Annotated in this window: 19 protein-coding genes and 4 tRNA genes; 16 read left to right on the top strand and 7 right to left on the bottom strand. The window is 59.3% G+C overall.

Features of this window, described 5'->3' with window-relative positions:
- Positions 1 to 5 precede the first annotated feature (5 nt).
- Together AB5Z05_RS07605 and AB5Z05_RS07600 are read right to left on the bottom strand one after the other, a co-directional pair.
- Entirely contained in the window at positions 6 to 869 is an 864-nt protein-coding gene (locus AB5Z05_RS07605) for a GGDEF domain-containing protein (protein WP_368150857.1), read from the bottom strand.
- Positions 870 to 939: 70 nt separating this feature from the next.
- The gene (locus AB5Z05_RS07600) at positions 940 to 1,653 is read right to left on the bottom strand and encodes a 3-deoxy-D-manno-octulosonic acid kinase (protein ID WP_368150855.1); all 714 of its coding nucleotides are present in this window, start codon (positions 1,651 to 1,653) and stop codon (positions 940 to 942) included.
- 222 nt (positions 1,654 to 1,875) lie between these two features.
- Between AB5Z05_RS07600 and AB5Z05_RS07595 the strand changes: the two genes are divergently transcribed.
- The 8 genes from AB5Z05_RS07595 (at position 1,876) to AB5Z05_RS07560 (ending at position 9,842) form a co-directional block, all read left to right on the top strand.
- The gene (locus AB5Z05_RS07595; protein WP_159162643.1) at positions 1,876 to 2,928 is read left to right on the top strand and encodes a glycosyltransferase family 9 protein; all 1,053 of its coding nucleotides are present in this window, start codon (positions 1,876 to 1,878) and stop codon (positions 2,926 to 2,928) included.
- A gap of 303 nt (positions 2,929 to 3,231) precedes the next feature.
- Positions 3,232 to 3,858 carry a guanylate kinase gene (gmk, locus tag AB5Z05_RS07590; RefSeq protein WP_005339253.1) on the top strand — a complete coding sequence of 209 codons (627 nt, stop codon included), beginning with the start codon at positions 3,232 to 3,234 and terminating at the stop codon, positions 3,856 to 3,858.
- A gap of 79 nt (positions 3,859 to 3,937) precedes the next feature.
- The gene (gene rpoZ / locus AB5Z05_RS07585; protein ID WP_005307060.1) at positions 3,938 to 4,213 is read left to right on the top strand and encodes a DNA-directed RNA polymerase subunit omega; all 276 of its coding nucleotides are present in this window, start codon (positions 3,938 to 3,940) and stop codon (positions 4,211 to 4,213) included.
- Between the two features lie 131 nt (positions 4,214 to 4,344).
- Positions 4,345 to 6,462, top strand: a complete 2,118-nt coding sequence (gene spoT / locus AB5Z05_RS07580) for a bifunctional GTP diphosphokinase/guanosine-3',5'-bis pyrophosphate 3'-pyrophosphohydrolase (protein ID WP_368150851.1) — start codon at positions 4,345 to 4,347, stop codon at positions 6,460 to 6,462.
- A 44-nt stretch (positions 6,463 to 6,506) separates the two neighbouring features.
- On the top strand, positions 6,507 to 7,238 hold the full coding sequence (trmH, locus tag AB5Z05_RS07575; protein ID WP_021230464.1) for a tRNA (guanosine(18)-2'-O)-methyltransferase TrmH: 732 nt from the start codon (positions 6,507 to 6,509) through the stop codon (positions 7,236 to 7,238).
- Positions 7,238 to 7,897 (top strand): CatB-related O-acetyltransferase, encoded by a 660-nt coding sequence (locus tag AB5Z05_RS07570; RefSeq protein ID WP_005355745.1) that lies wholly within the window; start codon positions 7,238 to 7,240, stop codon positions 7,895 to 7,897. The genes trmH and AB5Z05_RS07570 overlap by 1 nt, the downstream gene beginning before the upstream one ends.
- The gene (locus tag AB5Z05_RS07565; RefSeq protein WP_368150848.1) at positions 7,897 to 8,937 is read left to right on the top strand and encodes an alpha/beta fold hydrolase; all 1,041 of its coding nucleotides are present in this window, start codon (positions 7,897 to 7,899) and stop codon (positions 8,935 to 8,937) included. The genes AB5Z05_RS07570 and AB5Z05_RS07565 overlap by 1 nt, the downstream gene beginning before the upstream one ends.
- Before the next feature lie 89 nt (positions 8,938 to 9,026).
- On the top strand, positions 9,027 to 9,842 hold the full coding sequence (locus AB5Z05_RS07560; RefSeq protein ID WP_040069618.1) for a Cof-type HAD-IIB family hydrolase: 816 nt from the start codon (positions 9,027 to 9,029) through the stop codon (positions 9,840 to 9,842).
- A 34-nt stretch (positions 9,843 to 9,876) separates the two neighbouring features.
- Here AB5Z05_RS07560 and AB5Z05_RS07555 read toward each other — a convergent pair whose 3' ends face one another.
- From AB5Z05_RS07555 to AB5Z05_RS07535, 5 genes are all read right to left on the bottom strand, one after another.
- On the bottom strand, positions 9,877 to 10,392 hold the full coding sequence (locus AB5Z05_RS07555; RefSeq protein WP_088868071.1) for a ricin-type beta-trefoil lectin domain protein: 516 nt from the start codon (positions 10,390 to 10,392) through the stop codon (positions 9,877 to 9,879).
- Positions 10,393 to 10,571: 179 nt separating this feature from the next.
- Positions 10,572 to 10,648, bottom strand: a tRNA-Pro gene (locus AB5Z05_RS07550).
- Between the two features lie 76 nt (positions 10,649 to 10,724).
- Positions 10,725 to 10,810: transfer RNA gene (locus tag AB5Z05_RS07545), tRNA-Leu, on the bottom strand.
- Between the two features lie 20 nt (positions 10,811 to 10,830).
- Positions 10,831 to 10,906 (bottom strand) — tRNA-His (locus AB5Z05_RS07540).
- Between the two features lie 52 nt (positions 10,907 to 10,958).
- Positions 10,959 to 11,035 (bottom strand) — tRNA-Arg (locus AB5Z05_RS07535).
- 232 nt (positions 11,036 to 11,267) lie between these two features.
- Between AB5Z05_RS07535 and AB5Z05_RS07530 the strand changes: the two genes are divergently transcribed.
- The 8 genes from AB5Z05_RS07530 (at position 11,268) to AB5Z05_RS07495 (ending at position 24,475) form a co-directional block, all read left to right on the top strand.
- Positions 11,268 to 11,864, top strand: coding sequence for a TetR/AcrR family transcriptional regulator (locus AB5Z05_RS07530; RefSeq protein ID WP_005339267.1), 597 nt, complete (start codon positions 11,268 to 11,270; stop codon positions 11,862 to 11,864).
- Positions 11,861 to 12,994 (top strand): efflux RND transporter periplasmic adaptor subunit, encoded by a 1,134-nt coding sequence (locus tag AB5Z05_RS07525; protein ID WP_005355753.1) that lies wholly within the window; start codon positions 11,861 to 11,863, stop codon positions 12,992 to 12,994. Before AB5Z05_RS07530 ends, AB5Z05_RS07525 begins: the two co-directional genes overlap by 4 nt.
- Before the next feature lie 15 nt (positions 12,995 to 13,009).
- Positions 13,010 to 16,090 carry a multidrug efflux RND transporter permease subunit gene (locus AB5Z05_RS07520; RefSeq protein ID WP_005355755.1) on the top strand — a complete coding sequence of 1,027 codons (3,081 nt, stop codon included), beginning with the start codon at positions 13,010 to 13,012 and terminating at the stop codon, positions 16,088 to 16,090.
- A gap of 118 nt (positions 16,091 to 16,208) precedes the next feature.
- Positions 16,209 to 18,176 carry an ATP-binding protein gene (locus tag AB5Z05_RS07515; protein ID WP_368150844.1) on the top strand — a complete coding sequence of 656 codons (1,968 nt, stop codon included), beginning with the start codon at positions 16,209 to 16,211 and terminating at the stop codon, positions 18,174 to 18,176.
- Positions 18,177 to 18,252: 76 nt separating this feature from the next.
- A complete protein-coding gene (gorA, locus tag AB5Z05_RS07510; RefSeq protein WP_368150842.1) occupies positions 18,253 to 19,602 on the top strand; it encodes a glutathione-disulfide reductase in 1,350 nt (449 codons plus the stop codon).
- Between the two features lie 463 nt (positions 19,603 to 20,065).
- Positions 20,066 to 21,760, top strand: a complete 1,695-nt coding sequence (gene kdpA, locus AB5Z05_RS07505; protein WP_368150839.1) for a potassium-transporting ATPase subunit KdpA — start codon at positions 20,066 to 20,068, stop codon at positions 21,758 to 21,760.
- A gap of 67 nt (positions 21,761 to 21,827) precedes the next feature.
- Positions 21,828 to 23,885: a potassium-transporting ATPase subunit KdpB gene (kdpB, locus tag AB5Z05_RS07500; protein ID WP_047439857.1), complete on the top strand. Its 2,058-nt coding sequence runs from the start codon at positions 21,828 to 21,830 to the stop codon at positions 23,883 to 23,885.
- 62 nt (positions 23,886 to 23,947) lie between these two features.
- Positions 23,948 to 24,475, top strand: coding sequence for a potassium-transporting ATPase subunit C (locus AB5Z05_RS07495; RefSeq protein ID WP_043820735.1), 528 nt, complete (start codon positions 23,948 to 23,950; stop codon positions 24,473 to 24,475).
- Positions 24,476 to 24,573: the final 98 nt, after the last annotated feature.

Here is a 24,573-nt window from a genome sequence, read left to right as displayed (position 1 = left end):
CTCACTCAGCCGACGACGGTGTTGTGCTGCCGTCTGGCCTGACTGTGACAGCTGGCCAGCCGGGCCAGCAGATGATCGAGCTGCTCGCCAGCCTGACTCTGCACCAGCCCGATGCTGACGGTGACCGGCCGCTGTGACAGCAGGCTGGCATCGGCAATCTCGAGGCGCAGCCGCTCGGCGATCTCCAGCGCACTCATCCGCTCGGTCTGGGAGAGCATCAAAATAAAACCGTCCTCATCCCAGCGGGCGAAGGGATCTTCCCGCCGCAGCTCGTGGCGCACGATACGCGCCAGCTTGGCCAGCATGGCGTCGCAAGCCGCTTCGCCAAACAATTGCTGGATTTTGGCCATGTGATCGACCGAAAACTGCAGCAGACTGAAAGTGCCGCTCTCGGTCGCCAGCCGCTCTTCAAGCAGTTGCTCGAAACGGCCACGGCTCTCCAGACCGGTCAGCGGATCGGTGCCATGTCGCTCCTCCACCAGCACGGCAGCGGGATCGAGGTGACGGACAACCCCCAGCAGATAACCCCGCTCATCGCGACGCATCCGCTCTTCCAGCCGGATGTAGTGACCGTGATGATGCAGAATGCGGTATTCGAGGCGCAGACCGCTGCTGCGGCCGCTCTGGCAGGCGAGCAGGGCATCCTCCAGCCGGGCAACATCGTCGGGATGAACCCGATCCAGCCAGCCGAGATCATCCGGCCAGCACTCTCCCAATCCCAACAGGCGCAGGCAGGAGGGATCACGCTGCAGTCCATGTTGGGCTGACCAGCTCCAGATCCCCGCCTCCAGCAGCGCCATGGCATCAGACAGCAGACCCGGATCAAGCCGGGCAGTCACATCGACCAAAGGTGTCTTGAGCATTTCCATGGGGCGCCTCGAAACAGGATCTGAATACCTGATCAATAAGTAACATTGGCGTTCACGCCGAGCAACAGGGTCAGAGCGCTTTTCCCTGATACCCGTTCATCAAGATCTGCCAGTTCTCCGGTACGAAGTGGAAACTGGTATGCAGTTGAGACTCTTTATTGAATGAACGGAGCAAGCGTTCCAGATTGGCCTTCTGCCATTCGCCGGGGGAGCGGATCGCACCCTTGTCAAAATCGATCACCCACACTTTGCCCTCTTTATCGAGCAGCAGATTGTGGCTATTGAGATCAGCGTGATAGACCCCGGCATCGTGCAGCTGGCGCACCGTCTGGCCTATCTTGTGCCATACCTCGGTCGCCACCGGCCCCTGCTTGAGCAGTGCCACCATATCCTTGGCACCGCGAATTCGCTCAATCAGGATATCGGCACGATAGAATGGGCCCTGTTTGACCATGCGGGCACCAAACGGACGCGGCACCGGCAGCCCCAGCTCGCACAGATTGGCCAGCAGGGTGTATTCGGCCATGGCACGGCTCGACTCGACCCCTTCGAACCAGAAGCGATCCCGCACCACCTTGCCCACCATGCCGCCGCGATAGTAGTGGCGCAGCACCAGATGGCGGGACTCATCCTTGACGAACCAGGTCACTCCCCGTCCGATGGAGGTCCCCACCACCTGACGGTTGTTCTGCCACCAGGCAGGATCGAATAACTGGGGAGAGGGGTCGCGAAAGGCCCCTTCGGCATACCAGCAGATCTGGTTGTGTTCGGTCTGTACTCGCATCGTGGAGATCCCGCTCGGTGGGTCATGGATCGCAATTTTTCAATTGGCGATGAGGCTGCCGCTCTGGCATGCCCGCAATAGTGGCCTTTAATCAACGACGTGCAGAGACAGGTCATGGCGCTGGGCCCGGCCTATCCTGGCTGACGATTGTGCGCAATTTTACAATCCAGAGGGGAGTTTGCATAATGCCATCCACCCTTTTTGCCAGCCGTGCGCCACAACATGCCGCTATTTCAAACGCCCCCCTCCTCCATCTGCATCCTGCGGCTCTCCGCCATCGGGGATTGCTGCCACGCACTGGCGCTGGTGCGCGTCATCCAGCGGGAGTGGCCACAGACCCGCATCACCTGGATCACCGGCAAAATCGAGGCAACCCTGTTTGCCGATCTGCCCGGCGTCGAGGTGATCCCCTTCGACAAGAGCAAGGGATGGCGCGGCTATCGCGATCTCTGGCAGACCCTCAAGGGGCGCAAATTCGATGCCCTGCTCCACCTGCAGGCAGCGATGCGAGCCAGCATCGCCACCCTCGGCATCAGCGCCAAGGTCACACTCGGGTTTGATCGGGAGCGGGCCAACGACGGCCAGTGGCTGTTCACCAACCACAAGGTGCCTTCGCCTGCCTCTCCCCATGTGCTGGACGGTTTCCTCGCTTTCGCCAAAGAGCTCGGCATCAAGGATCTGACCCCGGACTGGCAACTGCCCATCAGCGCCGAACATCAGGCGTGGGCAAGGGAGAAGATTGGCGGCAAACCGACCTTGCTTATCTGCGCCGCAGCCAGCAAGGCCTTCAAGAACTGGACTGCCGCAGGCTATGCCGCGCTGGCGGATCACGCCACCAGCAAGGGCTTTCAGGTTTATCTCTGTGGCGGGCCGGCCAAGCTGGAGCGGGATCTGGCCGCCGAGATCCGGCAACTCAGCCAGAGCAAGCCGGTCGATCTGGTGGGGCAGACCAACCTCAAGCAGCTGCTGGCGCTGATTGGCGAGGCGAGTCTGGTACTGGCCCCCGATACCGGCCCCACCCATATGGCCACCATAGTGGGCACGCCGGTGATCGGCCTCTATGCCCACCACAATCCGGTGCGTACCGGCCCTTATCTGTGCCGCGACTACGTGGTCAGCGTCTATCAGGAGCTGGTCGAGCAGGAGACAGGCAAGCCGCTGGCCGAATTGAGCTGGCGCACCCGCCTCAAGGATCCGGAGGCCATGCGAAAAATCACCAGCGAGCAGGTGATCGCCGCGTTCGATCGGCTCTGTGCAGATCGTCAACTGCCGTAGTAACAGGGCACCTCGGGAATTCCGAGCCATCAGGCAGGGATAACCTGATAGCCTCTGCCCTCAGCCAAAGGCACAATGCAGGCTGATGTGGGTTACGCTCCCGCAGCAAGCTACGAATACTTTGATCGGCTGGAATATGATTCCGGCCGTTTTTTTATTCGCCGCATTCTGGTAAAATTCGCCGCCTTTACATCCTCCTGACTCAAGAATTTTCCGCGTTTTGCGTTTGGCTGTCTCCCTTTCGGGCACAAGACGGCGGTCTCTGCTACAACCAAAACAGCGGTTTCGATTAAAGGTAATAATATGGCGCAACAAGGCACTCTCTATATCATCTCTTCTCCGAGCGGCGCGGGTAAATCCAGTCTGCTCAATGCCTTGCTGACCAACCACAATCAAGCTGGCAAGATGCAGCTGTCGGTTTCCCACACCACTCGCGCCACCCGTCCTGGCGAAGAGCACGGCGTACACTACCACTTCGTTCAGGTGGAAGAATTCAAGGCACTGATCGAACGCGGTGATTTTCTGGAGTGGGCCGAAGTGTTCGGCAACTACTACGGCACCTCACGCGCCGCCATCGAAGCCTGTCTGGCCAAGGGGATCGACGTATTCCTCGACATCGACTGGCAAGGTGCCCGCCAGATCCGCGAGCAGATGCCGACCAAATCCATTTTCATCCTGCCCCCCAGCCGCGAAGAGCTGGAACGCCGCCTGATTGGGCGCGGTCAGGACAGCGCCGAAGTGATTGCCGGCCGGATGGCGAAAGCCATTGCCGAAATGGTGCACTACGACGAGTATGACTATGTCATTATCAATGAAGACTTCGAGCAAGCGCTGTTCCAGCTCAGGTCCATTATTGAGTGCCAACGGCTGGAGATGCGTCACCAGCAACAGGCTCAAAAAAACTTGCTGCAACAGCTACTGGCAGAGTAAGCCAAAAACAAGTAAACTTTTGCGTCATTTTTAAACACTGCTTTTCTAAATACAGAAAGCCCAAACACTGGAGTCCTGCATGGCACGCGTTACTGTAGAAGATGCTGTAAAACAGGTAGGTAACCGTTTTGACCTGGTGCTGGTCGCCGCGCGCCGCGCTCGTCAAATCGCGGTACAAGGCAAAGATCCCCTGGTCGACGAAGAGAACGACAAGCCGACTGTGATCGCCCTGCGTGAGATCGAGCTGGGTCTGGTGAACAATCAAGTGATGGACACCCAGGACCGCTACGAACAGCAAGAGCAGGAAGCCGCTGAGCTGGCTGCCGTTGCTGCCATCGCCGAAGGCCGCGGTTAAGTTATTCCTCCGGTTGGCACCCGCCCGGGTGCCGACTGTTCATCCCCATTTACAACCGCTCGAAAACCTCGCAAACTCAGGGCTATACCCTCAATTCCACGAATTGCCGTTTCACCGCTGCGGGGACTGTCTTGTATTTATTTGAAAACCTTAAAGAAATAGCCAGTTCCTACCTGCCGCCAGAGCAGGTTGAGAAGCTCAAGCAAGCCTATGTGGTGGCCCGTGATGCCCACCAGGGCCAGATGCGTTCCAGTGGCGAACCCTATATCACCCACCCCGTAGCCGTTGCCCGAATCCTGGGTGACATGCGCCTCGATCATGAAACCCTGATGGCCGCCGTACTGCACGACGTCATTGAAGACACCTCTGTCACCAAGGCCGATCTGGCCGAACAATTCGGCAATGCGGTTGCAGAACTGGTGGCCGGGGTCTCCAAGCTCGACAAGCTGAAGTTTCGCGATCGCAAAGAGGCGCAGGCCGAGAACTTCCGCAAGATGGTGATGGCAATGACCCAGGATATCCGGGTCATTCTGATCAAGCTGGCCGACCGCACTCACAACATGCGCACGCTAGGCTCGCTGCGCCCTGACAAGCGCCGCCGCATCGCCCGGGAAACCCTCGAAATCTTCGCCCCCATCGCCAACCGCCTCGGTATTCACACCATGAAGAACGAGCTGGAAGAGCTGGGTTTCGAGGCGCTCTATCCGATGCGATCCCGCGTGCTGCGCGAATCGGTGCGCCGCGCTCGTGGCAATCGCCGCGAGATCGTCGACTCCATCCAGAGCGAAATCAGCGGTCGCCTGAAGGAGGCGGGGATCGAGCATCAGGTCAGTGGCCGCGAGAAGAATCTGTTCTCCATCTACAACAAGATGGAGAAAAAAGAGCTGCAATTTCATGAGGTAATGGATATCTACGCCTTTCGTGTCAAGGTGAAGGACATAGATACCTGTTACCGGGTGCTGGGGCAGATGCACAGCCTCTACAAGCCGCGCCCCGGCCGCTTCAAGGATTACATCGCCATCCCCAAGACCAACGGCTACCAGTCGCTGCACACCTCGCTGGTGGGGCCGCACGGGGTACCGGTCGAGGTGCAAATTCGCACCGAGTTCATGGATCAGATGGCCGATAAAGGGGTTGCCGCCCACTGGGCCTACAAGCAGGATGGCGACAGCTCGGGCACTACCGCCCAGATCCGCGCCCAGCGCTGGATGCAGAGCCTGCTGGAATTGCAGCAGAGCGCCGGCAGCTCGTTTGAATTCATCGAAGGGGTCAAAACCGACCTCTTCCCCGACGAGATCTACGTGTTCACGCCGGAAGGACGCATCATGGAGCTGCCCGCTGGCGCCACGCCGGTGGACTTCGCCTACACGGTGCACACCGACATCGGCCACGCCTGCGTCGGTTCGCGGGTCGACCGCCACCCCTACCCGCTCAGCAGCCCACTGCACTCGGGCCAGACGGTGGAGATCATCACGGCGCCGGGGGCTCGCCCCAACGCGGCCTGGCTCAACTTCGTGGTGACCACCAAGGCTCGCTCCAAGATCCGCCAGTTCCTCAAGAACCTGCGCACTGAAGAGTCGGTGGTGCTGGGTCGCCGCCTGCTCAACCATGCGCTGGGCGCCAAGAATATCGAAGACATCCCCGAGCCGCGCATCAAGCAGGTGCTCGCCGATACCAAGCATGAGAACCTGCAGGGGCTGCTGGCCGATGTGGGCCTTGGCAACGCCATGAGCGTCATGGTGGCGCGCCGCATGCTGGGGGATGAACTGCCGCCGGAAGAGCAGCCCAAAACCAGCAGCAAGAAGATGCCGATCAAGGGTGCCGACGGCATGCTGGTCACCTTCGCCAACTGCTGCCGCCCGATCCCGGGAGATGCCATCATCGCCCATATCAGTCCAGGCAAGGGTCTGGTGATCCATCAGGAAGCCTGCCGCAACATCAAGGGCTACAGCAAGGAGCCGGACAAGTACCTGCCGGTGCAGTGGGAAGTGGACAAGGAGCAGGAACAGGAGTTCCGCACCGGCATCAGCATCGAGATCGTCAACCATCAGGGTGCGCTGGCCGAGCTGGCCAACGTGATTGCCGCCACCGGCGCCAATATTCACGCCATCAGCACCGAAGAGAAGGATGGCCGGGTCTATCAGGTCAGCCTGCTCATCACCACCAAGAGCCGCATCCACCTGGCCAACATCATGCGCAAGATCCGCGTCATGCCCAACGTGCTCAAGGTGAGCCGACAGAAGAACTGAACACAGGCGGCGCAAGCCGCCTGCTGCTTTTATAGAGACAAGCCATGACCCCCGAACGCTTCAAGCGCATCACCGACATGCTGGCCCAGCGTCAGCTCGATTTGACCGTCTGCATGGAAGAGGTCCATAAACCTCACAATCTGGCCGCTATCGTGCGTACCGCCGATGCCATCGGCATCCACCGGGTACACGCGGTCTGGCCCAAAACCTGGATCCACAAGCGCAAAGGCACCGCCCGCGGCAGCCAGAACTGGGTGGATGTAAAACTGCACCCGGATATCGGCACAGCCGTTGCCGAGCTGAAAGCCTCCGGCATGCAGATCCTGGCGACCCACCTCTCCGACAGCTCGGTCGATTTTCGCGCCATCGACTACACCAAACCGACCGCCATTCTGGTGGGTCAGGAGAAGCACGGCATCGGTGAAGAGGCGCTGGCGCTGGCCGACCACCATATCGTCATCCCCATGGTGGGCATGGTGCAGTCCCTCAACGTCTCGGTGGCTGCCGCCGCCATACTCTACGAGGCGCAGCGCCAGCGCGAGCTGGCCGGCTGCTATCAACGCGGCTGCCCGCTCACGCTGGAGGAGCAGAACAGCATCCTGTTCGAAGGTGGATATCCCATCTATGCCCAGCTCTGCAAAGAGAAAGAGATGCCCTACCCCCAGCTCGGCCCGGCCGGTGAAATTCTGGCAGACGAAGAGTGGTGGCAACGGATGCAGCTGACCCGCAAAGGGTGGGCGCAGCAGAGCGAACAGGACGATCCGCAGGAGGAGTGATGGAGAACCCTTTTGGCAGCTGGCTGGAATCGCAAATCATCCGGGATCACCTGACCAACCCGAACATAGAGGCCGGCGACTACAGCTACTACTCCGGCTACTACCACGGCAAGCCGTTCGAGGATCACTGCGTCCGCTACCTGCTCGGCGATGGCTCGACCCGTGACACCTGGGAGAGCGGCCTCTGGGGCGAGGTGGATCGGCTGATTATCGGCAAATTCTGCTCCATCGGCTCGGGCGCCACCTTCATGCTGGCGGGCAATCAGGGCCACCGGCTGGATTGGGTCTCCACCTTCCCGTTCAACCCCGACACCTTTGGCGAAGGGGCCCGCAGCGGCTTTCTGCGCAAGGGGGACACCCGAATTGGCAACGATGTCTGGATCGGCTCGGAAGCGATGATCATGCCCGGCATCACCATCGGTGATGGCGCCGTCATCGCCACCCGCGCCGTGGTGACCAAGGATGTGGCCCCTTACACCATAGTCGGCGGCAACCCGGCCCAACCGATCCGCCGCCGTTTCAGCGATGAGCAGATCCTCATGCTGCAAGAGATGCAGTGGTGGGACTGGCCCTTGCCCCGCTTGCAAGCCAGCATGGCGCTACTCTGCTCGGGGGATATCGCCGCCCTTTATCACCATTGGCAACAGGAGTGTGCCTGATGAACCCCCTCTCTCTTTCCCTGTTGGCCCTGACCCTGTTTTCTGCCGGAGCCCTTGCCGTGACCAATACCTATCAGCTCACCAGCGAAGCCGATGTACCCAGCCTCTACCAGCAAACCCTGCCCGACTTCTGGCGCCAACATGCGGTTGAAGGGGAGTTCAAGGGCAAGGACGGGGTGACCATCCGCTATGCTGCGCTACGGCAAGCCAAGGTTGATCGCGCCATCCTCATCGTCAATGGCCGGGTCGAGAGCTACCTCAAGTATCAGGAGCTGGCGTGGGATCTCTGGCGTCAGGGCTACAGCCTCTACCTTATCGACCATCGCGGTCAGGGGATGTCTGGCCGGATGCTGGATGACCCGCAGAAGGGATATGTCGACCAGTTCGACGATTATGTGGTAGATCTCAAGCAGTTTCACGACCAGATCATCATGGCGGACCAGCCTGCCAAGCTGTTCCTGCTGGCCCACTCCATGGGCGGCGCCATCTCGGCCCGCTATCTGGAACGCTGGCCCGATGATATCAAGGCGGCCGTGCTCTCCTCCCCCATGCTGGGCATCAATCTCGGCGGTCTGCCCAAGTGGCTGGCCAAGGGATTGGCGAGCACCATAGGCACGGTCGGCGGCTGGCTTGGCGAGCCTCCCTACGGCCCCGGTCAGGGCGCCTATCAGGATCACGGCTTTGCTGATAACGAGCTGACTCACAGCCAGCCCCGCTATCAAGCCTTCCGCCAACTCTACGAACAGCACCCGCAGATCAAGCTGGGTGGCGCGACCGCCCACTGGATTTATCAGGGGATCACTGGTGCCGATGCCGCCATCGCCGATGCGGGCGCCATCAAAACCCCGCTGCTGGTGCTGCAAGCTGGCAGCGACAGCGTGGTGGACAATTCCGCGCAGGATCGCTTCTGCACGATTGCCAAGTGCGAAGGGGGCAAACCGCTGCGCATCGAGGGGGCCTGGCACGAACTGTTTATCGAATCCGATGACAAACGCCAGCCCGCCCTGACCGCGATGGTCGACTTTTTCGCCCGCTTCTGAGCTGGCTATTTTTTGTAACCCTAAATAAATGGGGTGACAGTGCGGGCTAAGGTAAACTGCCCCTGTTTTCAATCGATGCCGAGGTAATGATGTTTAAGGTAGTTGTATCCGATCTCGATGGCACTCTGCTCAACAAGCAGCACCAGATCTCTCCCCGTACCCGGGATACCCTGCACCGCCTGGTAGAACAAGGTGTGAAATTCGTGGTCGCCACCGGCCGTCATCATGTTGACGTTCGCAGCTTCCGCGATGCGCTGGGGATGGACATCTACCTTATTACTTCCAATGGTGCCGTGGTCCATGACAAACAGGATCAGCTGATTTTCAACCAGCCGCTGCCGACCGAGATCGCCGCCGAACTGATTGCGCTGGAGCGCGACCCCTCTATCCACCTCAATGTCTATCAGGGTGATGATTGGGTAGTGGAAGAAGAGCTGCCCTGGCTGCTGCAGTTCCACGACGAGTCAGGGTTCACCTACCGCCTGGTCGATGACCTGAAACAGGAACCGAAAGAGCAGATCAACAAGGTGTTCTACATCGGCGACCACGAGAAGCTGCTGAAGATCGAGGCGCACCTCAACCAGCGCTATGGCGATCAGCTCAATGTCACCTTCTCATTGCCGGACTGCCTCGAAGTGATGCACGCCGGGGTGCATAAGGGCAATGCGGTGCGTGCCGTGCTGGAGCAGAACGGGTTCGATATGTCGGAGGCTATCGCCTTCGGCGATGGCATGAACGACTTCGAGATGTTGACCATGGTGGGACGCGGCATCGTGATGGGCAACGCCCATGACCGCCTGAAAATGGCGCTGCCGGAGTATGAGCAGACCCTCACCTCCGATGAAGATGGCGTCGCCGTCTATCTGGAGAAGCTGTTCGAGCTGGAGAACGTCAGCGCAGCCTGATCCTCTTCATTCCGACATCCGATTCAGCAAAGCCTCACCATGTGAGGCTTTGTTTTTTCAGGGTTTCCAGCCAGGGATTGGGCCGCTGCCAGCTGAAGCTCTGGTTCGCGCCACCGTAACATTCGGCCAGCCTCAGCGGCGTGCCGGGGGTATGGCGTCGCCCGGCCACATCGAGGCAGCGGGAAACCTTGCTGTTGAACAGCTTGTCTTTCTGCCACTCCCACTGCGCCTGACCGTCACAGGGTGCCAGCATCACTTCGCTGTCGTTTTTGGCTTGCAAACAGAGATCCTGCAGGCGCAACTCACCCAGATCCCACTCGAACAGTTGATCGTCTTTTCCGCTGCAAGGTTGTGCCAACACCTTCTGTTGGGACACCGCAACGCAAAAATCACCGCTGGTCAGCAAGGGGGAGAGAGAACGCTCCTCCTGCGGTTGTGATGCAATGGAGCCCATCATCACATCGGTGGATGGCGGCTTGATGGTACAGCCACCCAGCAGCAAGGCTGCCAGCATGGCAGGTGAGCAAGCAAAGGAAATTTTGTTATTCATGGAAAAATGCCTGAAATGGGCCGATGACATCCGGTTGTCAGTGACTCGAGGCTGAAGCATAACCGAAAGGCGGGGCGCGCTGCCCAAATAGAGTGTAAACAGACGTAACAGGGAGAGAGTACTGGCACGGCGGAGGCCAGAAAGCAAAAAACCCCGCCGAAGCGAGGTTTTTCTAAATGTGGTCGGTGATAAAGGATTCGAACCTTTGACCCTCTGGTCCCAAACCAGATGCGCTACCGGACTGCGCTAATCACCGAGGCTATTTCTTTCAAAATAGTTTACTTCAAAAAAACAAAGACGACCTGATGGTCATCCTCGTCATACAGCAAGTATGGTGCGAAGAGAGGGACTCGAACCCTCACACCCGGGGGGCACTAACACCTGAAGCTAGCGCGTCTACCAATTCCGCCACCTTCGCGTACCTGACAAGCTGTAAAATGGGGTGGCTGATGGGGCTCGAACCCACGACAACCGGAATCACAATCCGGGACTCTACCAACTGAGCTACAGCCACCACAGCTGTTTTCGTTCCACAACAACGCCCGTTTAACCGACGCACTTTTTGATGGTGCGCCCGACAGGATTCGAACCTGTGACCTCTGCCTCCGGAGGGCAGCGCTCTATCCAGCTGAGCTACGGGCGCTACGCTGTCGAACGGGGCGCATTATTAATGATGGTTGCTGGTTTGTCTACACTTTTCTGTCACCGAAACACTGTTCGTTGTTTTTTCAAGCACATTGCGCACTTTTCTTCCACTATTCCCCTGCTGACAGCCGAAAAGGGGCAGATCGCAGTCGCAAATCGCCTTGCTGCCTTGACTTGATTTGATGCCCATCTAGAATGAATGAACGTTCATTCAATCGAAAGTCACACTGATGATTCTGGATAAAAAAGAGAGCATCTTCAACGCGGCCCATGAGGTGCTGGGTGAACGGGGTTTTCATGGTCTGTCGATTGCAGAAGTCGCCAAGAAGGCCAATGTTGCCACCGGCACCATCTATCGCTACTTCGGCGACAAGGATGATCTGATCCGGCAACTGCACCAGCACACTATCTTGCAGTGTGTGCCCATGGTCATGGCCGATGTAGCAATCGATAAAGTTTCATTTCAACAATTTCGCCAATTATGGCTCAATATTCATGCCATTTTTGTTAACGAACCCAACGCTATCCGGTGCAAATTGCAGTACGAGAGCTCTCCGCTAGGGGCAGAATTGGAAACCAATCCTGTCATTCTGGCCGCCTGGGAGCCTCTGGACCGATTTTTTGAACAGGGCGTTGAACAAGGATTGTTTATTGATTTACCGATACGGGCACTCCAGGTGTTGAGTCTGGACAGTGTCATGCATCTGGCCCTGCAGTGCAGGGTGCACAACATCACGCTGACCGAATCGCAGTTGGAAACCGCGATCCGGGCCAGCTGGAATGCCATTTTATCCCCCAATCTTTCCACCTCAGGAGCCTGTTCATGAAAAAGTGGATGGCCATTATGTTGCTGATAGCGATCGCCTTGTTTGGCAGCGTCATCGGCTTCAATTTGTTCAAACAGAAGATGATTGCCCAATACATGGCCAACCGGCCGGAACCCGAGTTCCCCGTCACCGCCATGGTGACCAAGGCGCAGGATTGGGTACCGACCATCGAAGCGATCGGCTTCATCGAGCCGAATCAGGGGGTGACCCTCTCCACCGAACTGGCAGGTACCATTGACGCCATCACCTTCGAGTCAGGCAAACCGGTCAAGGCAGACCAGCTGCTGCTGAGCCTGGACTCCACCGTAGAGCGGGCTAATCTGCGCGCCTCCCAGGCCAAGCTGCCGGCGGCAAAAGCCAAGTTCGATCGTTTCCAGAACCTCTACAAGACCAGCTCCATCTCCAAAGAGCAGCTGGATGAGGCGGAAGCGGCCTATCGCTCACTGGAAGCAGATATCGAGAGTCTGAAGGCGACCATTGCCCGTCGTGAAGTGCGTGCGCCCTTTAGCGGCGTGGTCGGCCTGCGCAATGTGTTCCTCGGTCAGTATCTGCAGCCGGGCACAGATATCGTGCGCCTGGAGGATACCAGCGTGATGCGCCTGCGCTTCACCGTGCCCCAGACCGATATATCCAAAATCAAGCTGGGCCAGACCATCAAGATCAATGTGGATGCCTATCCGCAAACCCAGTTTGACGGTCATATCACCGCCATCGAGCCTGCGGTCAACTTCCAGAGCGGCCTGATCCAGGTACAGGCAGACATTCCGAACAACGACGGTCAGCTCCGTTCCGGTATGTTCGCCCGCGCCAGCATCATTCTGCCGACGGTGAAAGATCAGATCGTGATCCCGCAGACCGCTATCTCCTTCACCCTTTACGGTCAGAACGTCTACGTGCTCAAAGAGGGCGAAGAGACCGACAAAGAGGGTAACAAGGTGAAAGTGCTGCGAGCCAAGCAGGTTGTGGTCAAGGCCGGTGAGCGCCGTGGCAACGATGTGCATGTGCTCTCCGGCATCCAGGCCGGTGACCAGATCGTACTGTCGGGTCAGGTTCGCCTGAGCAACGACACCAAGGTGCATGTGGTCGAGAACGATGCCCTGGCCGTTCCGGCACAAACCCCGATGCTGTAAGCGCGGAGATCTGCGATGCGATTTACTGACATATTTATAAAACGGCCTGTGCTGGCGATCTCGCTCAGCTTCCTGATCGCCTTGCTGGGCTTTCAGGCCATCTTCAAGATGCAGGTACGGGAATACCCCGAGGTGACCAACACGGTGATCACCGTCAGCACTGGCTACTATGGCGCCAGTTCTGATCTGATCCAGGGGTTCATCACCCAGCCGCTGGAACAGGCGGTCGCGCAAGCCGACAACATCGACTTCATGACCTCCTCCAGCCAGCTGGGTAGCTCAACCATCACTGCGTACATGAAGCTCAACACCGACCCCAACGCCGCGCTGTCCGACATCCTGGCGAAGGTGAACTCGGTGCGCTCCCAGTTGCCGAAAGAGGCGGAAGACCCGTCGGTCACCTCCTCCACCGGTTCAACCACGGCGGTGCTCTACCTCGGCTTTACCAGCCCGGAGCTCAACTCCAGCCAGATCACCGACTATCTGGAGCGGGTTATCAAGCCGCAGCTCTTTACTGTCGGCGGGGTCTCCAAGGTTGACCTCTACGGCGGTGTCGAGTTTGCCCTGCGGGTATGGCTGGATCCGGCCAAGATGGCGGCCTTCAACCTGACGGCCAGTGACGTGATGACGGTGCTCAACAGCAACAACTATCAGTCCGCGACAGGTCAGGCGACCGGTTACTTCACCCTGTTCAACGGCAACGCCGAGACCCAGGTCAAGGATGTCGACGAGCTGAAGCGTCTGGTTGTTGCTACCCGTGACGGCAAGGTGATCCGCCTTTCCGACATTGCCAAGGTAACCCTCGAGAAGAGCCACGACATCTATCGCGCCAGCGCCAATGGCCGCGAAGCAGTGGTCATGGCGGTCAACGCCGCGCCGACAGCCAACCCCATCAACATTGCCCACGATGTGCTGGCGTTGCTGCCGAGCCTTGAGCGCAATATGCCGAGCACCATGCGTCTCAACGTGATGTATGACTCCACCGTGGCGATCAACGAGTCCATCCACGAGGTTATCAAGACCATCCTGGAGGCAGCCGCCATCGTTCTGGTGGTCATCACCCTGTTCCTCGGTTCGTTCCGCGCGGTCATCATCCCGATCATCACCATTCCGCTCAGTCTTATCGGCGTAGTGATGATGATGGATATGTTCGGCTTCTCGATAAACCTGATGACCCTGCTGGCGATGGTGCTGGCGATCGGTCTGGTGGTGGATGACGCCATCGTGGTGCTGGAGAACGTCGACCGTCATATCAAGGAGGGGGAAGAACCGTTCCGGGCCGCCATTATCGGTACCCGTGAAATTGCGGTGCCGGTTATCGCCATGACGGTTACCCTGGCGGCGGTATACGCCCCTATAGCCCTGATGGGGGGTATCACAGGCTCCCTGTTCAAGGAGTTTGCCCTGACGCTGGCTGGCGCCGTGTTCGTCTCGGGCATCATCGCCCTGACTCTGTCACCGATGATGTGTTCCAAGATGCTCAAGGCCAACGAGCAGCCGGGCAAGTTCGAGAGCACAGTCCACCACCTGCTGGAGCGGATGACCGATCGCTACGACAGCATGCTGCACGCCGTGATGAAAAAACGCCCCGTTATCGTGGTGTTCGCCGTCATCGTGTTCGCCAGCCTGCCGCTGCTGTTCAAGTTCATCCCGAGCGAACTGGCACCGTCAGAGGACAAGGGGGTAATGGCCGTGCTGGGTACCGCACCGTCCAACGCCAACCTGGACTACATCGAAAACACCATGGCGGATGTGAACAAGATCCTGGACGACCAGCCCGAGATCGCCTTCTCCCAGGTCTTCTCAGGGGTGTTCAACGCCAACCAGGCGTTCGGTATCGCCTCCATGGTGCCCTGGAGCCAACGTGAAGCGAGCCAGAAAGAGGTGCTGGACCGGGTCGCCAATCTGGTGAAAGACATCCCGGGTATGGCCATCACCACCTTCCAGTTCCCGGAACTGCCGGGTGCATCGAGTGGTCTGCCGATCCAGTTCGTCATCACCACTCCGAACAGCTTCGAAAGCCTGTTCCTGGTGGCCGGTGAAATTCTGGCAGCGGCACAGAGTAACGGTCAGTTCGTCTATTCGGATCTTGATCTGAACTACGACTCCGCCACCATGAAGATCCGCATCGACAAGGACAAGGCGGGTGCCTACGGCATCACCATGCAGGATATCGGAATCACCATGGGCACCATGATGGCGGACGGTTACGTCAACCGTATCGACCTGGATGGCCGCTCCTACGAGGTGATCCCGCAGGTCGAGCGCAAGTACCGTCTCAATCCGGAGTCCATCAAGGGCTACTACGTGCGGGCCGCAGACGGTAAGTCGATCCCGCTCGGCAGCCTGATCAGCATTGAAGTGGTTGGCGAGCCCCGCGCCCTGCCCCACTTCAACCAGCTGAACTCTGCCACCATAGGCGCCGTTCCGGCTCCGGGCGTGGCCATGGGTGATGCGATCAACTGGTTCCAGACCACCGCCGACGAGAAGCTGCCGCAAGGCTATCGTTACGACTTCATGGGTGAAGCCCGTCAGTTCGTCACCGAAGGCAATGCGCTCTATGCAACCTTCGCGCTGGCACTGGCCATCATCTTCCTGGTGCTGGCAATCCAGTTCGAGTCGGTGCGTGACCCGCTGGTCATCATGGTCTCTGTACCACTCGCCATCAGCGGGGCCTTGATTGCCCTGGCATGGGGTATGGCGACCATGAACATCTACTCCCAGGTGGGCCTCATCACCCTGGTGGGTCTGATTACCAAGCACGGTATCCTGATCTGTGAAGTAGCAAAGGAAGAGCAGCTGCTGCGCGGCATGAACCGGATGGAAGCCGTGATGCAAGCCGCCAAGGTGCGTCTGCGTCCGATCCTGATGACCACTGCCGCCATGATTGCCGGTCTGATCCCGCTGCTCTACGCCGCAGGCGCCGGTGCGGCACAGCGTTTCAGTATCGGTATCGTCATCGTGGCAGGTCTTGCCATCGGCACCCTGTTTACCCTGTTCGTGCTGCCGGTGATCTACACCTATCTGGCTTCCGAGCACAAACCCTTGCCGGTATTCGATGAAACAATTCCGCCCAAAGCAAACGGCGGACATTAATCATCAATCACATGCGAAGGCCCCGATACGGGGCCTTTTTTATGCTTCGCAGGAAAGACGACATAAGTGCATGAAGCAGTTAAACTAAAAAACACCACATCCAGACCGCAAGGACGCCATGTCAGGACTCTTCACCAAGACCGCCAGGGCCGTAGGCCGCAACGGACTCTCATATCGCCTGCTCTCCTACATTCTGGTGTGCAGTACCGTATTGGCGATGATCATTACGGCGCTGCAACTCGCGTGGGATTACCGCAAGGATGTCGCCGTCATCGAAGACAGCATCGGCCAGATCGAGGCCTCGTTCCTGCAACCCATCGCCGCCAGCTTGTGGAACCTGGATGAAGAGCAGGTCAAAGTGCAAATTGAAGGGATCATGAACCTGCCCAACATGCAGTTCGTGATGGTCAAGGAGATGCTCGGCAACTCCGAAGTCCCGCTGCTGACCCAGGGGGTCGAGCGGGAAAGCTATGATATCTCCCGCGAATTCAACCTCACCTATCAGGGTGAAATCGTCGGCAAGCTGTTCGTTGCCGCCTCTCTCGAGCAGATCTACCAGCGCCTCATCGAAAAATCGGTGCTGATCATGGTCAGCCAGACCATCAAGACCCTGGTGGTCTCATTTTGCATCCTGATCATCATTTACTATCTGGTGGTCAGGCACATCAACCGCATCGCCAACTACGCCCAGAAGTTCAACCTCGATCGGCTCGACATGGAGCTGGAGCTGGAAGGCCGCCCGCAGCCACGCAAGAAACCCGATGAGCTGGATACCCTGGTCTCCACCCTCAACCAGATGCGTACCCGACTGCGTGACGAGCTGGTTGCTCGCCATCAGGCGGTCGAACAACTGCAAAAGGAACGGGACTTCTCCGCCACCCTGATCAACTCCGCCAACATGGTCATCTGCTGCATGGAACCGGATTTGACCATCGCCAGCATCAACCCGGCAGCCATACTGCTGACCGGCTACCACCAGCAGGAGCTGTTGCAACACAACTGGCTGGATCTCTTTGTCAGCCCGGCGCAGCGGGAAGAGCTGAACGATATTCTGGCGGCGGAAGGTTCACTGGCCGACAAAGAGGTCATCATGCATGACCAGCAGGCCCATGAGCTGGTACTGCAATGGACCTTCGTCCCCTTCTACGATGGCCCCAACCTCAAGTACCAGATCGGCTTCGGCTACGACATCACCCAACTGAAAAAGGTCGAGCGGGAGATTATCCAGCTCAACGAACAGCTGGAAGGCAAGGTGGTAGAGCGCACCCGCAGCCTGAGTGAAGCCAACAACCAGCTGGGCAAGGCGTACGACGACCTGAAACAGGCCCAGCAAACCCTGGTGGAGTCGGAGAAGATGGCCTCCCTCGGCTCGCTGGTGGCCGGGGTGGCACACGAGATCAACACTCCTATCGGCATCAGCGTGACCGCCTCCTCCTACCTGCAGGAGCGGGTCGCCGACTTCAAGTCCCATATCGACTCCAAGCAGCTTTCGCGCTCCTATCTCAACGAGTTCACCGTCAACCTCGACGAATCGATGCAACTTCTGCAGAGCAACCTGCGGCGCGCCTCCGAGCTGATTGCCAGCTTCAAGCAGGTGGCTGTCGACCAATCATCGGAAGCGCGCTACAACTTCAGTCTCGCCGACAACCTCCATCAGGTGGTGGTCTCGCTTGGCCACAAACTGAAGAAGAGCCAGTGCGAAGTGGATATCCAGTGCGATCCCAAGCTGTCGATCTTCTCCTTCCCGGGCAGTTTTACCCAGATCTACTCGAACCTGATCCTCAACTCCATCAACCACGGGTTCGACAGCTGGGACAAACCGAAGAAGATCACCATCAAGGTGGAACAACAGGGAGAAGAGCTGTTGATCGACTACTCGGACAACGGCCGCGGCATCCCGCCCGAAATCTTGCCGCGCATCTTCGATCCCTTCGTCACCTCCAAGCGGGGTCAGGGCGGCAGCGGTCTTGGCACCCACATCATCTACAACCTGGTGGTGCAACTGCTGAAAGGCCGTATCAGCTGTGCCAGCGAACCGGGCCAGGGCGCCCAGTTCCATATTCGCCTGCCGATCCAACATAACTGAGCGCTGGCTCTTGTGAGCCAGCCGCTTTATCCCCATCATGCTGTGATTGCATTCTTAATGAGCGGAGAACCTCGCAATGGCACAGCATTTTGACTATATCGCCATCGGCGGCGGCAGCGGCGGTATCGCCTCTGCCAACCGGGCTGCCATGTACGGTAAGAAAGTTGCCCTGATTGAAGCCAAAGAGTTGGGTGGAACCTGCGTCAACGTAGGCTGCGTCCCGAAGAAAGCCATGTGGTATGCCGGCCAGATTGCCGATGCCCTGAAATATGGCTCCGATTACGGCTTCGACACCACTCTCAACCACTTCGACTGGGCCAAGCTGGTCGAGTCCCGCCAGGCCTACATCGGCCGCATTCACCAGTCCTATCAGAACGTGCTGGGCAAGAACCAGATCACCGTCATCAAGGGCTTCGCCCGCTTCGTCAGCAGCAACACCATCGAGGTTAATGGCGAGCACTACACGGCCGATCATATCCTGATCGCTACCGGTGGCCGCCCGGAAATTCCAGCGATCCCGGGTGCCGAGCTGGGTATCGACTCCGACGGTTTCTTTGACCTGCAAAGCCAACCCAAGCGGGTTGCCGTAGTGGGTGCGGGCTACATCGCAGTCGAGATCGCAGGGGTGATGCAGGCGCTCGGCTCAGAGACCCATCTGGTGGTGCGCAAGCACGCGCCGCTGCGCAACTTCGACCCCATGATCCACGAGACACTGGTCGAAATCATGGCGCAGGAAGGGCCCAAGCTGCACACCCACGCCATTCCCAAAGCCGTGCTCAAGAACGCTGACAACAGCCTGACCCTGCAACTGGAAGATGGTCGCCATCTCACCGTTGACTGCCTGATCTGGGCCATCGGCCGGGTACCGGCTACCGACAACCTGAATCTTGCCGCCGCTGGCATCGCGCTGGACGAGAAGGGCTTTATCCCGACCGACAAGTTCCAGAACACCGCCGTCGCCAACATCTATGCAGTGGGTGACAACACGGGTCGCATCCAGCTCACCCCGGTGGCCGTCGCTGCGGGCCGTCGCCTCTCCGAACGGCTGTTCAACAACAAGCCGAACGAGCACCTCAACTACGATCTGGTGCCGACCGTGGTGTTCAGCCACCCGCCCATTGGCACCATAGGCATGACCGAACCTGAAGCCATCGCCGAATACGGCGAGGACCAGGTGAAGGTCTACCGCAGCCAGTTCACCGCCATGTACTCGGCACTGACCCAGCATCGCCAGCCCACCCGGATGAAGCTGGTCTGTGTCGGCCCGGAAGAGAAGGTGGTCGGTCTGCATGGCATCGGCTTTGCGATGGACGAGATCCTGCAAGGTTTCGGCGTCGCCATGAAGATGGGTGCCACCAAGGCAGATTTCGACAACTGCGTCGCAATCCACCCCACCAGTGCGGAAGAGTTCGTCACTATGCGTTAAGGGCAGATGAAGTTGGCCTGTCACGAGCAGCCAGCCTCTACAGCCATCTAACCCCTTCTCCCAAACCCGGCTCAGGCCGGGTTTTTTGATCCCTCCTCGCTATTTCTCTCGCAAATCCGTCGTTCTTTACGCCGATTTTACGCCTGCCACATGGCGCTTTATGGCGCCTTTACGCCTGTTTTACATACCCTTTCCAGCGTCAATGACACCAACAGAGTCGATATGGTCTTACATCGGCTCTCGCAGCTAATTATCTCAATGGAGTCGATATGAATTGGCTATATCTGCTGCTCGTCCTCGCCTTGATGGCCTATCTGATGCGCGCACTCACGCGCAGTCACGAGTGAGGGACTACCTATATGCAGCAAGAAATTATCTACCCGGTGGCCAGCAAACTGCCGAGCCTCGTGAGCAATCCAATGCGTGCCCTGACGCACCGTGACCACGAGTGAGGAACTAGAACATGTGGCAAGAAATAATCTATCCGGTGGCCTTCGTGCTGCTGGTTCTGCTGCCGGCACCGCTGCTGGGCAACTACATCTACCGGGTATTTGAAGGCAAAATCCACTGGCTGGCACCGGTCGAGCGCGCCACGCTGGCTTGCTGTGGCACCGATGGACGAGAGCAGGACTGGAAGTCCTACGCCCTCAGCCTACTGGCCTTCAACGGCGCCGGTTTCGGTCTGCTGTTCCTGATCCTGATGGCTCAGGGGTTGCTGCCCCTCAACCCGCAGCAACTGCCGGGTCTGAGCTGGCAACTGGCATTCAACACCGCGGTCAGCTTTATGACCAACACCAACTGGCAAGCCTATTCCGGTGAGGCCAGCCTCTCCTACTTCAGCCAGATGGTAGGCCTGACCACCCAGAACTTCGTCTCCGCAGGGACGGGTGCAGCCGTCGCCATTGCCCTGTTCCGCGGTATCGCCCGCCAGCAGACCATCAACCTTGGCAACTTCTGGCAGGATCTGGTGCGTTTCTGCCTCTATGTGCTGCTGCCCATCGCGCTGATCATGGCGCTGGTGCTGGTATGGCAAGGGGTGCCGCAAAGCCTCTCCGCCTATCTGCCGTTCCACGGTGTGGAAGGTCAGGAGCAGCTGCTGCCCCTCGGCCCAGCGGCCTCGCAGATCGCCATCAAGCAGCTTGGCTCCAACGGCGGCGGCTTCTTCGGCATCAACTCGGCACATCCGTTCGAGAACCCGACAGCCCTCTCCAACTGGCTGGAGATGGTCGCCCTGCTCACCATCGCCGCCGCCATGGTCTTTACTCTGGGCCGCTATATGAAAGACATGGCCCACAGCCGCGCCATTCTCGGCGCCATGACCCTCATGCTGGTGTTGGGGCTCTTCGTCTCCCTCTCCCAGGAGCTGAAACCGGATCACGCCCTCGCCCAGCTCACCACTGACGCCAGCAACATGACTGGCAACTGGGAAGGCAAGGAGAGCCGCTTCGGCCCTGTGCTCTCCAGCATCTGGGAAGTGGCGACTACTGCCGCCTCCAACGGTGCCGTCAACGCCATGCACGACAGCTTTACTCCGCTCGGCGGCATGGTGGGCATGATCAACATGCTGCTGGGCGAGGTCATCATCGGCGGGGTCGGCTCCGGTATCTACGGCATGATGCTGTTCGTGCTGCTGACCGTATTCCTGTGCGGTCTGATGGTGGGTCGCACCCCGACCTATCTGGGCAAACGGCTCGGCATCACCGAGATGAAGTGGGTGGTTGCCAGCATGCTGGTCATGCCGGTGGGGGTTTTGGTGATCGGTGGTGTCACCCTGCTGATGCCGAATGCCAGCACCATCATCGGCCATGATGGCCCGCACGGTCTGTCACGCCTCATCTATGCCTACGCCTCGGCTGCCGGCAACAACGGCTCCGCCTTCGCCGGTTTTGCCGCCGGTGACAACTGGCAGTGCATCGCCATCGGTCTGGCCATGCTGCTCGGTCGCTTCGGCTACATCATTCCGGTACTGGCCATCGCCGGTCAGCTGGCCCGTGCGCCCCGTCAGGAGACGAGCGAAGGGGACTTCCCCATCAGCGGCCCGCTGTTCGTTACCCTGCTGATCATCACCGTATTGCTGATTGGTGGCCTCTCCTTCCTGCCGGTGCTGGCACTAGGCCCGGTGGCCGAACATCTGAGCTTGATCGGAGGGGCGTTCTGATGAACCTGACCCTGTCGATCACCATCCGGATGCCAATCGCCAACTATCTGATGCTGGGAGCTTTCCAATGAGCAAGTCCACTGCAATGAGCACCGACACCATGTTGGTGAAGGGCAAAAAACAGAAATCACAGATCATCCAGGCAATGGTTGAGGCCCTTTATCGCTTCAATCCCAAGGCGCTGTTTGGCAGTCCCATCCTGTTCACCCTCTGGCTGGCCGCAGTCATGGCGACCGTGGAGTCCCTGCTGGGGCAGCCTTTCTCCGGCGTCGCCCCCTCGCTGGCCTGGCAGCTGACCGCCTGGCTCTGGCTGACCCTCTGGTTTGCCAACTTCGCGGAAACCCTGGCCGAGGGACGCGGCAAGGCTCGCGCCGACAGCCTGAAGGCGGGCATGAGCCAGCTCAAGGCCCGCCGGGTGGCTAATGCCAAAGATGGCCAGGGCGAATGGGTACCCGCCACCAGCCTGATGAAGGGGGACCTGGTGCTGGTACGCAGCGGCGAGATGATACCGGCCGACGGCGAAGTGGTCGCCGGCATCGCCTCAGTCAACGAGGCGGCCATCACCGGTGAATCCGCCCCCGTCATTCGCGAGTCGGGGACCGACCGCAGCGGCGTGACCGGCAACACGACGGTCGTCTCCGACGAGATCTGGGTGCGCGTCAGCAACAATCCGGGCGAAAGTACGCTGGATCGGATGATCGCACTGGTAGAAGGGGCCAAGCGCCAGAAGACCCCCAACGAGATGGCGCTCGACGCCCTGCTGGTAGGCCTGACCCTGATCTTCCTGCTGGTAGTCGCCACCCTGCCCTGGTTCCTCGACTACAACGGCACCCAGGTCCCGCGCCTCTACCTGATTGCCCTCTTCATCACCCTGATCCCGACCACCATTGGTGGCCTGCTCTCCGCCATCGGTATTGCCGGTATGGATCGACTGGTGAAGCTGAACGTCATCGCCAAGTCTGGCCGTGCCGTCGAAGCGGCCGGTGACGTGCGCACCCTGCTGCTGGACAAGACCGGCACCATCACCTTCGGTAACCGGATGGCGGATGAGTTGATCCCGGCACCGGGCGTCGACCCTGCCCTGCTGGCACAAGCGGCCATGCTGGCCTCGCTGGGTGACAACACCCCGGAGGGCAAATCCATCCTGACTCTGGCCAGCAAGAGCATGGCCAAGCCGAGCCAGCTGGAGAGCGACAAGGTGATCCCCTTCAGCGCCGAGACCCGGCTGAGCGGACTGGATCGCAACGGTCATCAATATCGCAAGGGTGCGGTGGATGCCGTGTTGAACTACCTCAGCCTCGACCGCAAGGCGGTGCCTGAGCTGGTGCTCAAGTCAGTCGACAGCATCGCCCGTCAGGGGGGGACTCCGCTGCTGGTCTGCACTCAGGAGAAACTGCTGGGGGTGGTCTACCTCAAGGACATCATCAAGCCCGGAATCAAAGCCCGCTTCCAGATCCTGCGCCATATGGGGATCCGTACCGTGATGATCACCGGCGACAACCCGAAAACCGCCGCAGCCATCGCCGCCGAAGCCGGGGTGGATGACTTCATCGCCGAAGCAACGCCGGAGAAAAAGCTCGCCTATATCCGGCAGGAGCAGGCTGATGGTCGTCTGGTCGCCATGTGCGGTGACGGCGCCAACGATGCGCCCGCACTGGCACAGGCTGACGTGGGTCTGGCCATGAACGAGGGTACCCAGGCCGCCAAGGAGGCGGGCAACCTGGTGGATCTCGACTCCAACCCCACCAAGCTGCTGGACGTGGTGCTGGTCGGCAAACAGCTGCTGGTGACCCGTGGCGCCCTGACCACCTTCTCCATCGCCAACGACGTGGCCAAGTACTTTGCCATCCTGCCAGCCCTGTTCATCGCCGCCTACCCGCAACTGGGGGCGCTGAACCTGATGCAGCTGGGCAGCCCGCAGAGCGCCATCCTTTCGGCCATCATCTTCAACGCCCTGATCATCGTAGCGCTGGTGCCGCTGGCGCTGCGTGGTGTCGACCTGAAAGGCTCGGCCGCCAGCCTGCTGCGCCGCAACCTGCTGATCTACGGTGTCGGCGGCCTGCTGGTGCCGTTTATCGGTATCAAGCTGATCGATCTGGTCATTACCGGCCTGGGTCTGGTGTAACGACATAACCGGGATGCGGGTCAGACCCGTATCCCCAGCCATCCTTTTGGAGCAAGAGAATCATGATAGCAATCAGAACCCTGTTGACCCTGACCCTGCTGCTGGGAGTGGGTTATCCGCTGACCGTCACCGGACTGGCCCAACTGCTGTTCCCCTGGCAGGCCAACGGCAGCCAGCTGACCGACAGCAAACAGCAACTGATCGGTAGCGCCCTGCTGGGGCAGAGATTCGAGCGGGCTGACTACTTCCATCCCCGCCCCTCAGCCAGCGATTTCAACACCATAGGCGGCAGCGCCAGCAATCTGGGGATGAGCTCACCGCTGCGGGCAGAGTTTGCCGAACAGGCAGCCAAGGCTCAGCCTGGAACCAGCTCCCCCGCCATGCTGACCCGCTCCGCCTCCGGCCTCGATCCCCACCTGCCACTGGATGCGGTGCTGGCTCAGGTCGACCGCGTCGCCAAAGAACGTGGACTGGATCCCGCCCAACTGACGGAGCAGGTCAAGTCGGCCACACAAGCTGGTATCCTTGGCCCGCAGGTGGTCAACATTCTCCAGCTGAATCTGCAACTGGATCATCAAAAGGGCGCCTGATGGTGCCCATTCCGGTTTGGTGATGACCTCGATTTTCGCAACGGGCGGTTGGCTCGATAGGGATAACAATGGCTGATGTAGCAAGCGCTGACGCCCTG

Origin of the sequence: Aeromonas sp. R2-4, from assembly GCF_040908365.1 — a bacterium.
GTDB classification, from domain to species: Bacteria; Pseudomonadota; Gammaproteobacteria; order Enterobacterales; family Aeromonadaceae; genus Aeromonas; species Aeromonas veronii.
The sequence above is the reverse complement of the archived record's forward strand: the minus strand, read 5'-3'. Positions and strand labels throughout refer to the sequence as shown.

Bases quoted from the DNA above. Each gene is read 5' to 3' on its own strand.
- AB5Z05_RS07605 (WP_368150857.1), bottom strand. From the start codon at position 869: ATGGAAATGCTCAAGACACCTTTGGTCGATGTGACTGCCCGGCTTGAT.
- AB5Z05_RS07600 (WP_368150855.1), bottom strand. From the start codon at position 1,653: ATGCGAGTACAGACCGAACACAACCAGATCTGCTGGTATGCCGAAGGG.
- AB5Z05_RS07595 (WP_159162643.1), top strand. From the start codon at position 1,876: ATGCCGCTATTTCAAACGCCCCCCTCCTCCATCTGCATCCTGCGGCTC.
- gmk (WP_005339253.1), top strand. From the start codon at position 3,232: ATGGCGCAACAAGGCACTCTCTATATCATCTCTTCTCCGAGCGGCGCG.
- rpoZ (WP_005307060.1), top strand. From the start codon at position 3,938: ATGGCACGCGTTACTGTAGAAGATGCTGTAAAACAGGTAGGTAACCGT.
- trmH (WP_021230464.1), top strand. From the start codon at position 6,507: ATGACCCCCGAACGCTTCAAGCGCATCACCGACATGCTGGCCCAGCGT.
- AB5Z05_RS07570 (WP_005355745.1), top strand. From the start codon at position 7,238: ATGGAGAACCCTTTTGGCAGCTGGCTGGAATCGCAAATCATCCGGGAT.
- AB5Z05_RS07565 (WP_368150848.1), top strand. From the start codon at position 7,897: ATGAACCCCCTCTCTCTTTCCCTGTTGGCCCTGACCCTGTTTTCTGCC.
- AB5Z05_RS07560 (WP_040069618.1), top strand. From the start codon at position 9,027: ATGTTTAAGGTAGTTGTATCCGATCTCGATGGCACTCTGCTCAACAAG.
- AB5Z05_RS07555 (WP_088868071.1), bottom strand. From the start codon at position 10,392: ATGAATAACAAAATTTCCTTTGCTTGCTCACCTGCCATGCTGGCAGCC.
- AB5Z05_RS07530 (WP_005339267.1), top strand. From the start codon at position 11,268: ATGATTCTGGATAAAAAAGAGAGCATCTTCAACGCGGCCCATGAGGTG.
- AB5Z05_RS07525 (WP_005355753.1), top strand. From the start codon at position 11,861: ATGAAAAAGTGGATGGCCATTATGTTGCTGATAGCGATCGCCTTGTTT.
- AB5Z05_RS07520 (WP_005355755.1), top strand. From the start codon at position 13,010: ATGCGATTTACTGACATATTTATAAAACGGCCTGTGCTGGCGATCTCG.
- AB5Z05_RS07515 (WP_368150844.1), top strand. From the start codon at position 16,209: ATGTCAGGACTCTTCACCAAGACCGCCAGGGCCGTAGGCCGCAACGGA.
- gorA (WP_368150842.1), top strand. From the start codon at position 18,253: ATGGCACAGCATTTTGACTATATCGCCATCGGCGGCGGCAGCGGCGGT.
- kdpA (WP_368150839.1), top strand. From the start codon at position 20,066: ATGTGGCAAGAAATAATCTATCCGGTGGCCTTCGTGCTGCTGGTTCTG.
- kdpB (WP_047439857.1), top strand. From the start codon at position 21,828: ATGAGCAAGTCCACTGCAATGAGCACCGACACCATGTTGGTGAAGGGC.
- AB5Z05_RS07495 (WP_043820735.1), top strand. From the start codon at position 23,948: ATGATAGCAATCAGAACCCTGTTGACCCTGACCCTGCTGCTGGGAGTG.